11 protein-coding genes and 1 tRNA gene are annotated in these 14,962 nt (G+C 58.3%); 4 read left to right on the forward strand and 8 right to left on the reverse strand.

From position 1 onward, the window contains the following. Positions 1–241 precede the first annotated feature (241 nt). Genes ACZ5RI_RS14280 through ACZ5RI_RS14290 form a run of 3 tightly spaced genes read right to left on the reverse strand, consistent with a single transcriptional unit; the run spans position 242 to position 2,763 of the window. The gene (locus tag ACZ5RI_RS14280; RefSeq protein ID WP_464513874.1) at positions 242–1,039 is read right to left on the reverse strand and encodes a MetQ/NlpA family ABC transporter substrate-binding protein; all 798 of its coding nucleotides are present in this window, start codon (positions 1,037–1,039) and stop codon (positions 242–244) included. A gap of 23 nt (positions 1,040–1,062) precedes the next feature. After that, on the reverse strand, positions 1,063–1,755 hold the full coding sequence (locus ACZ5RI_RS14285; RefSeq protein ID WP_464513875.1) for a methionine ABC transporter permease: 693 nt from the start codon (positions 1,753–1,755) through the stop codon (positions 1,063–1,065). Between the two features lie 3 nt (positions 1,756–1,758). Next, entirely contained in the window at positions 1,759–2,763 is a 1,005-nt protein-coding gene (locus tag ACZ5RI_RS14290) for a methionine ABC transporter ATP-binding protein (protein WP_464515610.1), read from the reverse strand. A 353-nt stretch (positions 2,764–3,116) separates the two neighbouring features. On the opposite strand from ACZ5RI_RS14290, the gene ACZ5RI_RS14295 reads away from it, so the two are divergent. From ACZ5RI_RS14295 to ACZ5RI_RS14305, 3 genes are all read left to right on the forward strand, one after another. Then, positions 3,117–5,186, forward strand: coding sequence for a DEAD/DEAH box helicase (locus ACZ5RI_RS14295; protein WP_464513876.1), 2,070 nt, complete (start codon positions 3,117–3,119; stop codon positions 5,184–5,186). A gap of 381 nt (positions 5,187–5,567) precedes the next feature. Further along, complete coding sequence (locus ACZ5RI_RS14300) at positions 5,568–6,188, forward strand: helix-turn-helix domain-containing protein (protein ID WP_464513877.1); 621 nt, start codon at positions 5,568–5,570, stop codon at positions 6,186–6,188. 65 nt (positions 6,189–6,253) lie between these two features. Continuing rightward, positions 6,254–6,745, forward strand: a complete 492-nt coding sequence (locus tag ACZ5RI_RS14305) for a hypothetical protein (protein WP_464513878.1) — start codon at positions 6,254–6,256, stop codon at positions 6,743–6,745. Between the two features lie 212 nt (positions 6,746–6,957). Here the strand turns inward: ACZ5RI_RS14305 and ACZ5RI_RS14310 are convergent. The 5 genes from ACZ5RI_RS14310 to lpxC form a co-directional block, all read right to left on the reverse strand. Then, positions 6,958–7,033, reverse strand: a tRNA-Lys gene (locus ACZ5RI_RS14310). A gap of 175 nt (positions 7,034–7,208) precedes the next feature. Next, on the reverse strand, positions 7,209–9,278 hold the full coding sequence (ligA, locus tag ACZ5RI_RS14315) for an NAD-dependent DNA ligase LigA (RefSeq protein ID WP_464513879.1): 2,070 nt from the start codon (positions 9,276–9,278) through the stop codon (positions 7,209–7,211). A 95-nt stretch (positions 9,279–9,373) separates the two neighbouring features. After that, positions 9,374–11,038, reverse strand: a complete 1,665-nt coding sequence (locus ACZ5RI_RS14320; protein WP_464513880.1) for a DNA repair protein RecN — start codon at positions 11,036–11,038, stop codon at positions 9,374–9,376. A 73-nt stretch (positions 11,039–11,111) separates the two neighbouring features. Next, entirely contained in the window at positions 11,112–11,969 is an 858-nt protein-coding gene (locus ACZ5RI_RS14325) for an outer membrane protein assembly factor BamD (protein WP_464513881.1), read from the reverse strand. A 102-nt stretch (positions 11,970–12,071) separates the two neighbouring features. After that, positions 12,072–12,935, reverse strand: coding sequence for a UDP-3-O-acyl-N-acetylglucosamine deacetylase (gene lpxC, locus ACZ5RI_RS14330; RefSeq protein WP_464513882.1), 864 nt, complete (start codon positions 12,933–12,935; stop codon positions 12,072–12,074). A gap of 147 nt (positions 12,936–13,082) precedes the next feature. Here lpxC and ACZ5RI_RS14335 point away from each other — a divergent pair, with 147 nt between their 5' ends. Further along, positions 13,083–14,954 carry a DUF6311 domain-containing protein gene (locus ACZ5RI_RS14335; RefSeq protein WP_464513883.1) on the forward strand — a complete coding sequence of 624 codons (1,872 nt, stop codon included), beginning with the start codon at positions 13,083–13,085 and terminating at the stop codon, positions 14,952–14,954. Positions 14,955–14,962 lie beyond the last annotated feature (8 nt).

A 14,962-nucleotide genomic window follows, 5' to 3' on the forward strand; every position in this document is an offset into this window, starting at 1 on the left:
CCCGGTTTTAGCCAAACCGCGCGACGTGTGAGGAATTTATTCCTTACTGTGTATTTAAGTATCCTATTTTCTTCAAACGCTTACATTTTTCAGTAGGCGGATCATTCCGGCGTAAATGCCGACATTTTGCTGCGAAATGCAAAGCCGTCCCCGCCCATCGACGCCCCACTACGACACAGAAAGCCGTGCCAGAATGGCGCGGCTTTCTGTGTGCTTTCCGAAATTTCGCTTAAGAAAAGCGTCAGGCTTTCGCCGGGAACACCGCACCATGATAGCGGGCGGCGATAAAATCGCGCGTTTTCTGTGATGTCAGCGCCTTTGCCAGCGCCGTGATTCGCGGATCGGTTTTGTTGTCTGCGCGCGCCACCAGATAGTTGACATAGGGGCTGTCGGCCCCTTCGATAATCAGCGCGTCCTTCTGCGGATTGAGCTTGGCATCCAGGGCATAGTTGGTGTTGATCAACGCCATATCGACCTCGCCGAGCACCCGTGGCAACAGCGGCGCCTCCAGCTCCTTAAAGACAAAGCCCTTAGGGTTGCCGATAATATCACGCACCGTGGCACCAATATTGTTTGGGTCTTTCAGCTGGATCAGGCCATGGCGGTGCAACAGAATAAGCGCCCGCCCGGTGTTGGTAGGATCGTTGGGCAGGGCGATCACCGCACCATGCGCCAGCGCCGAAACGCTGGTAACTTTGCGCGAGTAACCGCCAAAGGGTTCGACATGCACACCCACCACCGGCACCAGATGGGTGCCATGGTCGCGGTTAAACGCGTCGAGATAAGGCAAAGTTTCGAAATAATTGGCGTCGAGATATTTCTGATCGACCTGCAGGTTGGGCTGCACATAATCATTGAACACCTTGACCGCCAGCGTTACCCCCTGCTGCGCCAGATCCGGCGTAACGCTTTGGAGAATTTCCGCATGCGGAACAGCCGTTGCCGCCACCGACAGGGTCTTGCCCCCTGAGGATTTAGAACAAGCCCCAAGCAGCGCCGCTGCCGAGCCACCGACCAGAAAAGACCGCCGCGAAACCATATGATATCCCCTCGTCTTCGTGGTTATTTCGATAATCTGCGGCGGTGGAACCGGGCCACCAGCACATCGCCCAACATCTGAATAATCTGCACCAGAACGATGATCAGCACCACCGTCACCACCATAACGTCCAGCTCAAAACGCTGATAGCCATAGCGCACTGCCAGATCACCCAAACCACCGGCACCGACCACGCCCGCCATCGCGGTATAGGAAACCAGCGCAATTGCCGTCACCGTCACCGCAGCAATCAAGCCGGGCATAGCTTCGGGAAGCAGCGTATGCAGCACGATTTGGCGGCGCGTCGCCCCCAGCGACAGGGTTGCCTCGACCACCACCGGGCTAACCTCGCGCAAGGCGGTTTCCACCAGCCGGGCAAAAAATGGCGCCGCCGCCAGCACCAGGGGCAACACGGCTCCCTGCACCCCAAGCGAGGTGCCCATCACCGCCAGCGTAACCGGAATGAGCAGAATGAACAAAATGACAAAGGGGATCGAGCGCAATACATTGACGGTGATGCCCAACAATCCGTAGACGACCTTATTGGCAGCCAGACCATTGGGACCGGTGAGCGCCAGACCAATTCCCGCCCCCAAGCCGATGATGACGCTGAACACCAGCGACAGCACCAGCATTGCCAGCGTGTCGCCACTGGCGAGCAGAATTTCCAGCGTATCAATATGGCTGAAGAAATCCGGGCTGAATATGCGTTCCATGCCTTACAGCTCCTGCACCTGAATGCCGCGTGCGCTTAAACGCTCTAGCGCGGTGCTACGATCCGCCCCCACCAACGCCACGATCAGATGGCCAAACCGACCCGCCTTCAGCTCAGCAACCTGCCCACCCAGAATGGCCAGCGAAACCTGCAAGCCCTGTGTGACGGCGCTTAAGAAATCGCTCTGCACCACATCGTCAAAATAGACCAGACGCACATGCGGTCCACCCGGCACCACCTCGGGCGGATAGGGCAACAGATGGCGGCACAAGGCTTTGGCTTCGTCGCTTTGGGGGCTGAACAACAGCTCGGCCACTGGCCCGATTTCGGCTAGGCGGCCATGACTTAAGATCGCCACCCGATCACAGATACGCCGCACCACATCCATCTCGTGGGTGACCAGCACAATGGTCAGCCCCAGATCGCGGTTCAGCTTCTCCAGCAGGGTTAGCACGTCACTGGTTGCTTCCGGATCGAGCGCGCTGGTAGCCTCGTCACACAACAGCACATCGGGTTCGTTGGCCAGTGCCCGGGCAATGCCAACACGCTGTTTCTGACCACCGGAAAGCTGGGCGGGATATTTATCGGCGTGCTGGCTAAGCCCCACCTGATCGAGCAGCGCATCGGCCCGTGCCAACCGTGATGCCGGGGTGCCACTGCCAGCCAGTTCCAGCGCATACAGAACATTCTGCCGCGCGGTCTTGGACGAAAGCAGACCAAACTGCTGAAAGATCATGCCAATCTTGCGCCGCCGTGCCACCATGGCGCGGGTATCCAACGCAGCCAGATCCTCATCCTCGAAAAACACCGTGCCATGGCTTGGCCGCTCCAGCCGGTTAATCATGCGGATCAGGGTAGATTTACCGGCCCCGGACGGCCCGACAATGCCGAAAATCTCGCCGCGCGTGATAGCGAACGAGATGTCCTGCAAAACCGTATTATGGTCACGGAAGCTCTTACTGACGCCGGAAAAGCGGATTACAGCCTCGGACGGAGAGGAACACACCAATTCGATCACCAACCCATTGCCTTTTTAAGGGGCCGTCGCACGCAACACGCATACCGTGCCGCAGATACATTTCACGCCACAGTGCCGGGAATATGCCCGCACTGGCTAGATATAGCTATATATGTACGTACTATTTTGTAAAGCACAGAGAAAATTACATTAATACGATCCGGTGCACACATCGTAAGCCATTTGCATACGGCATGGCCGGTTGCCTTGGTTTTGCCATGTTTAGCAGGCACATAGGCGCCTGCTGCACCAGTGACCCAAAGCGTCTGCGCAGCCATCAATCAGTTTTCGCACCCCTCGGCATCGTCCATTTCCCACGAGCCTTACATCTCTAAGGTTATCCTTTGACATTTCCCGATCTACCCGACGTATTTGTCCGTGCACTGACAGCACGGGACTACCAGACGCCCACACCCGTGCAAGAGGCGGTTTTGGCCCCAGAAGCTGCTGGTCGTGACCTTTTGGTTTCGGCCCAGACCGGCTCGGGTAAAACCGTTGCCTATGGTCTGGCCATGGCCTCCACCCTGCTGGAGGCAGATGTACTGCCCTCCGCCGACGCACCGCTGGCATTGATCATTGCCCCGACGCGCGAACTGGCCTTGCAGGTGGAGACCGAGCTGACCTGGCTGTATGCCAACACCGGCGCGCGTATTACCGCCTGCGTTGGCGGCATGGATCCGGTGCGCGAGCGCCGTCAGCTCGAACGCGGGGTGCACATTGTCGTTGGCACGCCGGGCCGTTTGCGCGATCACATCGAACGCGGCGCCTTGCAGCGCGACGCCCTCAAAGTGGTGGTGATCGACGAAGCCGACGAGATGCTCGATCTTGGCTTCCATGACGATCTGGAATTCCTGCTGAAAGGTACGCCGGAAGAACGGCGCACCTTCCTGTTTTCGGCTACCCTGCCCAAGCCGATCGTCAAGCTGGCGCAAAATTATCAGCGCGATGCCCTGCGCATTGCCATGGTCAGCGAAAATGGCGGCCATGCCGATATCGAATACCGCGCCGTCAAGGTGCCCCATGCCAAAGTCGATCGCGCCGTAACCAATCTGTTGCGCTTTATCGATCCGCCTTGCGCCATTGTGTTCTGCGCCACCCGTATGGGCGTCACCCGTCTGGGCGAAACCCTGGCCAGCCGTGGCTTTGCCGCCGTCTCACTATCGGGTGAAATGGGCCAGAGCGAGCGTAACCGCGCCCTGCAGGCCCTGCGTGAAGGCCGTGCCCGGGTGTGCGTAGCGACCGACGTGGCCGCCCGCGGCCTGGACGTGCCGAACCTGACACTGGTTATCCATGCCGACCTGCCCAACGATGCCGAAGTGCTGCAACATCGCAGCGGTCGCACCGGGCGTGCAGGCAAAAAAGGCACCAGCATTCTGTTGGTACCGCCGTCCCGTCGCCGCAGTGCCGAGGAGATGCTGCACCGCGCGCAGGTACAGTACACTTGGGTCAATCCGCCGACGCCGCAGGAAATCTATGAAAGCGACAGCGAACGGCTGTTGAAAATCCCGCAGTTCAGCGAACCGGCCACCGCCGAGGACGCCGAGATTGCTGCGGCGATACAGGCCTTTTACAGCCCGGCGGAAGTTGCCACCGCGCTGACCAAGCTGTACCGCCAGCAGCTGCCCGAACCGATCGATCTTGACGAATATGTTGAAGATCCCCGTGCCCGCGCCCGCCGCGAGGCCGAAGGCGACGATGGCCCGCGCAAGCGTGCCCCCTATGAAAAGGGTGCCCGCGATAAGGGCCCCCGTGACAGGGGGCCCCGTGAAAACAGCCGGGATAAATACACCCCAGGGGCCAGCCGCGAACCCTATCAGAAGCGTGCCCGCAAGCCTGAAACCGGCCACAGCCTGACCGAGGGCGCGGTCTGGTTCCGCATCAGTGTCGGGCGCGAACGTAACGCCGATCCCAAATGGCTGCTGCCGGAAATCTGCCGCCAGGGCGAGGTGACCAAAAAAGAAATCGGCGAGATCCGCGTTTTTGATACCGAAACGCGCTTCCAGCTCGATGCCAGTGTCGCCGGTGAGTTCACCGCCAAAGTCGCTGCGCGCGAAAAAGGCGGCGTCAGTATCTATCCGGCAGACAGCGGTGAGCCCGATCAATCGAGCGTGCCGGAAGCCGCACCGCGGCCACGGGCGGAAACGCACCGCCGCAAGCCTGAAGCCTCGGGTTATGCCCGGCGGGTATCGGGCAAGCACGCGGCCCCCGGCGCAGACGAAGGTGCCGCCCCACCCAAGCGCAACAAGAAGCCTTATGTGGCTAAGACGGCGGCCGTTGCTGCCCCGGATGCCGCCCCGAAAGCCGCGATGACGCCGGAAGATCTCGAACGGCGCGAACGGCGTAAAGAGCGCAAAAAGGCTAAGCGCAAGCTGGCGGCCGAGGCCAAAAATAACGCGGAACCCACCACGCTGTAAGTGATACAGGGCCATCCGTTATATCAGACGATGCCGCCGGCGCTTCCACGCCGGCGGTTATTTTTTACCCCGGTCACCACGACGAAAATACCGTATTGAATATAAAGGTAATTTATTTACCACCAAATATAACACTTATCATTTGTTGTATTTTTATAATTGCACCATAATCCGTTATATTATACATTACTGATAATATAACGGATGTGAGACGTATTATACAGCAGAACACAGCCAAGGTTATTGATTTCGCAGAAGTCCGCCGCCAGCGTCAGACCAGCGCCAAAACCGTGCCTGATGTCATGCCCATGATGGTGGTGTGGGTTCCGGTGTGGTGCTACGTCCCCATGGTTCGCCCTTTCGGCGCTTGAGGCCCCCGTCATGGCAAACCAGGCCAGCCAGCACGACAGCGAGACCGAGCGGCGCGACGAAACCGCGGCACTGGCCGAAACCATTGGCAGCAATCTAAAACGTCTGCGCTCCCGTCAGGGCTATTCGCTGGAGCGCCTGGCACAGGCATCGGGCGTCAGCCGCGCCATGCTGGGCCAGATCGAGCAGTGTAAATCGGTCCCCACGATAAGCCTGTTATGGAAGGTAGCCAAGGCACTCAACGTGCCATTCTCGGCTCTTAACGCCGACCATCCGCTACAGGAGACGGTTGTGCTGCGGGCCAGCGATGCCAAGCTGCTCACCTCGCATGATGGCAGCTTTGTCTCGCGTTCGTTGTTCCCCTACGACGGGGCGCGCAAGGTCGAATTCTACGAGCTGGAACTGGCCCCCCATTCCGAGGAACGGGCCGAGGCCCACGCCCCCGGAACCATTGAAAATATCATTGTCAGCAAAGGCGAAGCGGTTATTGCGGTGAACGGCCATACCCATGTGCTGAAAGAAAAGGATGCCATCCAGTTCGCCGCTGACGCGCCGCACATCTATCGCAATGCCAGCCCGGCCAAAGCGATTATGTATCTGGTGATGAGCTACGCCGACCCGGTAAACGGATAAGACAAAGCCCGGTGGAAACCACCGGGCTTTCACACGAAACCAGCTTTTTATAAGCGGTTTACTTCATGGCTTCGGGCATCGTGCACATGCACATCATGTTGCCGCACATCATCATCATCGGCATGCCCATTTTCATCATGCCATTGATGGTTTCACAGCACTGCATCATCATGTCACTGGTCATGCCGGCCATCGGCATCATGGTGCAGACCATTTTACCGTCCATCATTTCGCAGCTCATGGTGCAGTTCATCATCTGCATCATTTGCGGCATCATCTGGGGCATCATTCCCATCATCGGGTTCATCATCGGCCCCATCATGCCCATCATCGGCCCCATCATGCCCATCATGGGGTTCATCATCCCCATCATCGGATTCATCATTCCGGCCATCGGCGCCATCTGCGGCATGGCGTTCGGCATCATGTTCATCATTGGCATAGCAGGCATCATCATATTCTCCGGTTTACGGCATCAAACGCGCTCCCCTCTGGCACGCGCTGGCCGCCAATCTGTTGCCGGAATAGCTAGACCTGCATTCCTAACGCCACAATGACAATTCTCTTAAGAGCTGTATTTTGCTCCAATATAATACCCCGAACAGATGTTTTATTGGCATCCGTCGCTATATTGGACAGCCAGACTTTAAATCTTAATCAAGGTTACCGACCACACCGGCAAAACCGGCTCAGGGCATGGTGCTGACAGCACAAAGCAAAGACGGCCCCACAGGGCCGCTTGCGCAATGCTTGATCTATAGAAGGAAAGTGGTGGGTGATACAGGGCTCGAACCTGTGGCCCGCTGATTAAGAGTCAGCTGCTCTACCAACTGAGCTAATCACCCGCCGAGGCGCGGGCGTCTATAGCAAAAGGGTTTTGCCCTGTCTACGCCGCGAAACCTTTTTGTCATAAAAAAAGCCTGAAAAATCATCACCCCTTGGTTGCGCTGAATGCGCACCGACGCAAAAGCCCTGTAAAACCCACATATTAGGCGGTTTATCCTTCGTAGCGCGGGTGGCTTACAGCCCCGCGATCAACGTCAGCCAATCGTCTTCACCCATCACCCGCACACCATGTTTTTGTGCGTCAGCCAGTTTCGAACCTGCACCGGGGCCCGCCACCACCAGATCGGTCTTTTTCGAGACCGAGCTGGCGACCTTGGCCCCCAACGATTCGGCACGGGCCTTGGCCTCGGCCCGGCTCATTTTCTCCAGCGAACCGGTGAAGACCACGGTTTTACCGGCCACCGGCGAACCGGTGGCCACCGGGGCCGCAACCTCGGTCACGGTCACCTCGCCCTGCAGGCGGGTGAGCACGGCGCGGTTATGCGGTTCGCCTAAGAAATCCTGCAACGATTCCGCCACCGCAGGGCCAATGCCGTCGATGGCGGCCAGATCCGCCTCGGCCGTCTCGGCCGCCATCGCGGCCAGCAAGCCATCCAGCGTGTGGAAGGTGCGGGCCAAAAGCTTAGCCGTAGTTTCGCCGATGTGCCGGATACCCAAGCCATAAAGGAACCGGTCCAGCGGCACCGTCCGCCGCCGGTTGATGGCACCGAACAGGTTCTTCGCGCTTAAAGCCCCCCAGCCTTCGCGTTTGGCAATATCCTCGCCATGGTCGGCTTCAAGGCGGAAAATATCCGACGGCTCCTTAACCAGACCGTCATTGTAAAACGCCGTCACCGCCTTTTCGCCCAAACCTTCAATGTCGAAGGCATCACGGGACACAAAATGGATCAGCCGCTCGGCCGCCTGCGCCGGGCAGGTCAGCCCGCCGGTGCAGTAATGGGCCGCCTCGCCCTCCTCGCGCACGGCATGGCTGGCGCACACCGGACAGACCGTGGGAAAGACAAAGGCCGTGGTGCCTGCCGGGCGTTTGTCTTCGACCACCCGCACCACCTGCGGAATGACATCGCCGGCCCGCTGCACCACCACGGTATCACCAACGCGCGCGCCAAGACGGGCGATTTCATCTTCATTGTGCAGCGTGGCATTGGACACCACCACACCGCCCACGGTAACGGGCTTCAGCTTGGCCACCGGCGTCAGCTTACCAGTACGGCCGACCTGCACCTCGATCGCCTCGATTACCGTCTCGACCTGTTCGGCGGGGAATTTGTGGGCGATGGCCCAGCGCGGAGAGCGGGCGATAAAGCCCAGCCGCTTCTGCAGGGCCAGATCGTCAATCTTATAGACCACGCCATCGATATCGTAATCGAGGCTGGCACGCTTTGCCCCCAGCCCCTGATAAAACGCCATCAGTTCGGCAGCGTTGGTGCAGCGCCGGATCTCGTCATTAACGACGAAGCCATATTTTTTAAACGCCTGCAGCATGCCCCAATGGGTTTCAGATGGCATGTCACTGACATCCCCCCAGGCATAGGCAAAGAAACGTAATTTACGTTCCGCTGTGATGGCCGGATCAAGCTGGCGCAGCGACCCGGCAGCGGCATTGCGCGGATTGGCGAAGACCTTGTCGCCCTTTTCTTCCGCCCGCGCATTGAGCGCAAAAAAGTCTTCATGCGCCATATAGACTTCGCCACGAACCTCGAGCAACGCCGGTGCCCCGGCGATACGCTTGGGCACATCCTGCAGCGTCATCAGATTCGCGGTAATATCCTCGCCTTCGGCACCATCCCCACGGGTTGCCCCCTGCACAAAGACACCATTTTCATAGCGTAAGTTTGCCGATAGCCCGTCGATTTTAGGTTCGGCGACAAAAGTCAGATCCGCCCCCGCCTCAAGGCCCAGAAAACGGCGGATGCGGGCGGTAAACTCCGTCACATCCTCTTCCGAAAAGGCATTGTCGAGCGACAGCATCGCCACGCTGTGGCGGACCTTGGTAAATTTTTCTGACGGTTTGACACCAACGCGCACCGACGGACTATCGGCCCGCACCAAATGCGGAAAACGTGCCTCGATCGCCGTATTACGGCGGCGCAAGTCATCATAATCGGCATCCGTCAGGGCCGGGGCATCTTCGCGGTAATAGAGCAGATCGTTTTGCGCAATCGCCCCGGCCAACCGGGCGAGTTCCGCCGCGGCCTCCATCTCGGTCAGTTGGTCGACAGGGATGTTTTCGATCGGATTCATGACGTCTCTCTTACGCGGGTGTTTGCCGGTCTTGTGCCACAGCGCGGGCTGTCTTGCATCGGCCTTTATACCGTCCGCCTACGGCCAATGTCGCCTCAGCTGCGGCGGCGCGCCTTAGGCGCGGCTTCCTCGATCAGGCGGCGGGCGGCGGCACGCGCTTCTTCGGTTATCTCGGCCCCCGATAGCATGCGCGCCACTTCTTCAAGCCGTGCATCATCGTCGAGCAGGACCACCTTGGTTTTGTCCCTGGCGCGGACAATGCGGAAATGGCGGGCCGCACGGGCCGCCACCTGAGGCGAATGTGTCACCAGCAACACTTGTGTCTTACGCGCCAGCCGCTGTAACCGTTCGCCCACTGCGTCAGCCACAGCACCACCGACGCCACGATCAACCTCGTCGAACACCAGCGCAGCGGGCGGGCCTTCTTCAGCCAGCGCCACCTTGAGGGCCAGCGAGAAGCGCGCCAGTTCACCGCCCGACGCGATTTTAGCCAGCGGCCCGAACGGCGCCCCGGCAACGGTGGCCACTTCAAAGGCCACCCGCTCCACCCCGGTGGCCGATGGCTCGCACGGGCTGAGCGTCACCCGGAACTGGGCATGCCCCAACTTCAGGGGCTTTAATTCGCCCGCCACCGCCGCGTCCAGTCGGCCAGCGGCCACCTTACGGGCGGCCGACAAGATCTCGGCCTCGGCCCGAAAGGCCGTATCGGCCGCCTTGACCGCCGCATCGGCGGCTTTCAGCGCATCATCGCCCGCATCAATCAGTTCCTGACGCGCCGCAAAGGCTTCCAGTTTGGCGGGCAGCTCATCGGCTGTGCAGGCAAATTTCCGGGCTGCGGCGCGGATGGCGAACAACCGTTCTTCCTTGCGCTCCAGCTCGGCCGGGTCGGCCTCCAGCTTCGACAGGAATGCCGACAGCTCGCGCGCGGCTTCTTCGGCCGAGGCACAGGCACTTTCCAGTGCCGCCGCCGCCGCTTCGGTTGCGGCCTGTGCTTCGGGGGCCAGCCGCGCCACCCGGCGCAAAGCCCCGACCAGCTTGCTTTCGGCCCCATCTTCGCCCGACAGCAACTCGGCCGCCGCAGCAACAGATTCGGCGATATGGGCCCCGTTCATCAGCAGCGCGCGTTCGGCGGCAAGTTCCGCCTCCTCGCCCACCACCACATCAAGACTGGAAAGCTCGGTCACCGCGGCGGCGAGATATTCGGCGTCGGCAGCAGCCAGTTGCTGTTCGGTGCGCAAAGTTTCGCGCGCCAGATGGGCCGCCTTCAACGCCTCGAACCGGGTGGCCACGCCAGCCAGCAGTGCGCCATGATTACCGAATGCATCGAGCAGCCCGCGATGGGTCGCCACGTCAAACAAGCCGCGATCATCGCTCTGGCCATGCACTTCCAGCAGCAGCGCGCCCAGTTCTTTGAGAAATTGCACACCGACCGGTTCGTCATTGACGAAAGCCCGCGAACGGCCATCGGCGGCAAGGGTCCGGCGCAGCACCAGCTCGCCCTCGGCCGGAATTGCCTGTTCGGCCAGCAACGTCCGGGCCGGATGTTTGGCCGGGGGATCAAATAACGCCGTGACCGAGCCCTGGGCCGCACCGACACGAACCGAGGCACGACCGCGACCGCCGGTGGCCAGCCCCAAAGAATCCAGTAAGATAGATTTGCCTGCCCCGGTTTCACCGGTCAGCACATTGAGGCCGGGGGCGAAATCCAGCGCCGCCGTTTCGATCAGCACAATGTCGCGAACCGTCAGCGCTGCCAGCATGGCTTAAAGCAGATCCCTCAAGCGATGTTTTCAAGCCGCATCGATGCAGCCCGGCCACGTAAAGTTCAAGCCTTCAGCTTTTCGGCGCAAACGCCTTGCTGATCCAGGAATTATTGTCTTCACGCGGCTTCAGATTATGCCCTTTGAGCAGATTGTATGAGTCTTCATACCACTGGCTGCCGGGATAATTGTGGCCCAGCACGGCGGCAGCGGTCTGCGCCTCTTTTTCGATGCCAAGGGCATAATAGGACTCGGTCAGACGCTCGAGCGCCTCGGAAATCTGGCTGGTACGCTGATACTGCTCGACCACAACGCGGAAGCGGTTGATCGCCCCGATATAATCGCCATTGCGCATGTAATAGCGGCCGATCTCCATCTCCTTGCCGGCGAGATGGTCCAGCGTCAGGTCGATTTTCAGCGTCGCATCATGGGCATATTCGGTATTGGGGAAACGCTGCACCACGTCCTGCAAGGCGACCAGCGCGTTTTGCGTCTTGTCCTGATCGCGCTGAACGTCAACAACCTGTTCGTACAGCGAAATCGCCTTCAGATAGAAGGCATAACCAACGTCGCGGCTGCCGGGATGCAGCGAGATATACTGCTCTGCCTCGGCAATCGCCTCGGGATACTTGCTCGCCTGATAATAGCAATAGGCCGTCATCAGCGACGCGCGGCGGGCCCAGACCGAATAGGGATGCTGGCGCTCAACCTCGGAGAACTGCTTGGCAGCCTCCTCCCAATCGTCGTTACGCAGCTTTTTCCAGGCATCGGAATAGATCTGATAGATCGGCCGTTCCTGATAGACCGGGTCCTTGTCACTGGAGAAGGGCATGTCGTCGCCCTTGAACCAGCTGCAACCGGAAAGCAGTAATGCCCCGCTAAAAATTGCGGCGAGGGGAACGATTTTACGCACAATACCCTGGCTAAGCATGATGGCACTTTCCGTGTTGCGGGAGATTTAAAAGCCGACCCAACCTCTTATGCCACTGTCGCGCAAGGCTGGTCCAGAGGTAAACGTCAGAAAAGTCCCCAGCTACGGTACGCTAATGACCCGGTAATTCTCCGAATCGGCCAGGAAAAGCCGCAACAGGGCGTTGTTGAGGCCGTGGCCAGAGCGGATACCGGTGAAACGGCCCAGAATCGGCGCCCCCGCCAAAGCAAGGTCGCCAATGGCATCCAAAATCTTGTGGCGGACAAATTCGTCGGCAAAATGCATCTTATCGGGGTTAAGAACTTTGTCTGGCTCCAGCGCCAGGGTATTTTCCAGACTGGCCCCACGCCCCAGGCCCATCTGGTGCAACGCCTCTAGCTCGCGCACAAAACCAAAGGTACAGGCCGGGGCGATTTCTCGCTTAAACCCTTCTGCAGAAAAGGGAAAATCATAATGCTGCCGACCAATAACCGGCTCGTCATAGTCCAGCAGGAACTCGAAACTGCGTTCCGCAGCCGGGCTTAACACCGCCTGCGCATCCTTGTGCGTGACTTCGACGCGCCGCAAAACCTCGATCATCTGGCGACGGCCAAACTGAGGCTGCAACCCGGCATCCTCGATCAGGGCGAGATACCCCGCCGCGCTACCATCGAGAATCGGGGGCTCAGGCCCTTCCAGCGCCACCACCACATCATCGACCCCGGCACCGGCAAGCGCCGCCATGACATGCTCGATCACCCCAACCCGCACCGGCCCCACCGCAATCACAGTCCCCAGCTTGGTCTCACACACACGATCAAATCGGGCGGGGACGTCCGCCCCCCCCAGATCATCGCGGCGAAACACAATGCCGGTATCGGGTTCGGCCGGAAGCAAATGCATGCGGACCGGCATGCCGGCGTGCAAAGCGATACCTTCGGCATGGACAGCTTTGGCAAGGGTGTGACGGCGAGAATACGCGTTCATCGAAATTCCTGACTTTTAACGGCCCGAACGCACGCATCGGGTAGAGACGCTTTCCGATACCATGCTTTGCAGGCACATGCAGACGGTTTTGTACCGAAATATTAAGACGAACAATCCTGAACCATATTCCGGACAAAAGAGAGTGTTTTGCAGCAAAAAAAACGCTGCCGAAAACCAAGCACCGAGCCGTGGGGAAAAGAAAAAACACACAGGGAATATCCCCTGACAACATCGCCACCACACGTTCACATTGATTCTGACACCCAAAACATGCCAACGATGATGCAGAAATATGCCAGAGTGGCCGCTGGGTATAATCGGAGAGATGCGTCGATGGCGCAAGGCACACGTCAGAACACCATGCGTCCGGGCAAGCAGTATTCGGGTATCCGGGAATTCCTGATCGTCATCACTCTGTTTGTGGTGATAACAGCCGCTTTTTTGTGGCCATGGCTGGTTCATATATCCAGTTACCTGCCCGGGCCCGCAGAGGACAATCTACTCGAATTCTGGGGCAGTTGGTACATTTCGGCGGGGGCCGAGCCCGGTCACTTTTATGCCACTAACCTGATCCGCTATCCCGAGGGGGTTACGTTTTATGCCAATATGTCTGCCTATCCGCAGATGTTCTTTGTGCTGGCACTGGCTAAGCTGTTTGGGGCCGGACATAGCCAGCTGGTTCTTTATCAAAATCTAACGCTGCTGCTGTCATTCCCGCTGGCAGGCACGGCCACCTATTATCTGGTACGCCATTTCACCCCATATAAACCAGCGGCATGGATTGGCGGTTTCATATTTGCCTTCAACCCATCACATGTCATGCACGCCATGCACCATGTCAGTGTTTCAACGATCGAATTTATTCCAGTCTTCGTGTTGGTCTATTTCATCGCACTGGAGCGGAAAAGCATTCCGCTGCTGTTTGCCTGCATTCTGCTATTTGCTCTTAATGCGCTGACCTTTTGGTATTATCTGTTTTACGCGGCATTTTTCGTTTTATTCCATACGTTATACCTTACTGTAAAAGGAAACAGGATTCCGCAAGGCTGGACGTTACTCCAGCCCGCAGCCACTGTACTGGGCGGCACGCTGCTTTTGTTGCCCCTGATCGTACCAATGCTGACAGAAGCAGCTCCGGCCATTATGCATTTCAAAGCCGGTAACGATTACGTTGCTGATATCGCCGGGTTCTTTACATTTTCACCGACACACCTGGCCAGAGGATGGGTGCAGACATTAAATAATCGCTTGAGCGGCAATCCGTGGGAAGCGACTGTATATCTCGGCCTGGTCAACATTCTGATTTTCGTATGGGCGATATTCAGGCTACGCCGCCAGCCCGGGGCACCGATTGGCTATGCAGCTATTGGTATTCTGGTCTTTGCCATTATGGCCTGCGGCAGTTCACTACACATACTGGGGTTTGATTACAGTCAGATCCATCTCCCCTATAATGCACTAACAATTTTGCCCTTCTTCTCCAACCTTCGGTCACCATCCCGAATTATCGTTCTGGTCTATCTGCTTCTGGCCATTGCAGTGGGATATACACTGGCAAAAATTGCCCAAACGCCCCCCACCGGACGCGGTAAATTGTATTTCGCGGTACTCAGCCTGCTCATACTGATCGATTTCTACCCTGCCGCACTGGAAACAACCCCAGTACGATGCCCTGCAGGGCTGGAGCAATTGAAGGCAGAACCGGCACAGAGTTACGCCGTGGTTAACCTGCCGCTGACCTATACGAGCGGGGAAACGGCGCTGTTTGAACAAACCTGTCATGGTCACCCGGTTGTACATGCAACACAGGCCCGCATTCTGAAAGAAAGCCTCGTCGACAGACTGGGAACGCATAATCTGGATACGCAAAAGAGACAACTTCGTCAGAACAAAGTGAAGTACATTATTCTGGACAAGCATTCCGATTGGCCACGTGGTGAACCCGCGCGCGAAGATTATCTGCGCACATATACGCTCCGGTCGGATACACCAGATTTCACCATTTTACAGGTTTACTGACGGTGCAC

Source organism: Micropepsis pineolensis (genome assembly GCF_055392125.1).

Excerpts from the sequence above, each read along its gene's own strand:
- ACZ5RI_RS14280 (WP_464513874.1), bottom strand. The coding sequence starts at position 1,039 with ATGGTTTCGCGGCGGTCTTTTCTGGTCGGTGGCTCGGCAGCGGCGCTG.
- ACZ5RI_RS14285 (WP_464513875.1), bottom strand. The coding sequence starts at position 1,755 with ATGGAACGCATATTCAGCCCGGATTTCTTCAGCCATATTGATACGCTG.
- ACZ5RI_RS14300 (WP_464513877.1), top strand. The coding sequence starts at position 5,568 with ATGGCAAACCAGGCCAGCCAGCACGACAGCGAGACCGAGCGGCGCGAC.
- ACZ5RI_RS14305 (WP_464513878.1), top strand. The coding sequence starts at position 6,254 with ATGGCTTCGGGCATCGTGCACATGCACATCATGTTGCCGCACATCATC.
- ligA (WP_464513879.1), bottom strand. The coding sequence starts at position 9,278 with ATGAATCCGATCGAAAACATCCCTGTCGACCAACTGACCGAGATGGAG.
- ACZ5RI_RS14320 (WP_464513880.1), bottom strand. The coding sequence starts at position 11,038 with ATGCTGGCAGCGCTGACGGTTCGCGACATTGTGCTGATCGAAACGGCG.
- ACZ5RI_RS14325 (WP_464513881.1), bottom strand. The coding sequence starts at position 11,969 with ATGCTTAGCCAGGGTATTGTGCGTAAAATCGTTCCCCTCGCCGCAATT.
- lpxC (WP_464513882.1), bottom strand. The coding sequence starts at position 12,935 with ATGAACGCGTATTCTCGCCGTCACACCCTTGCCAAAGCTGTCCATGCC.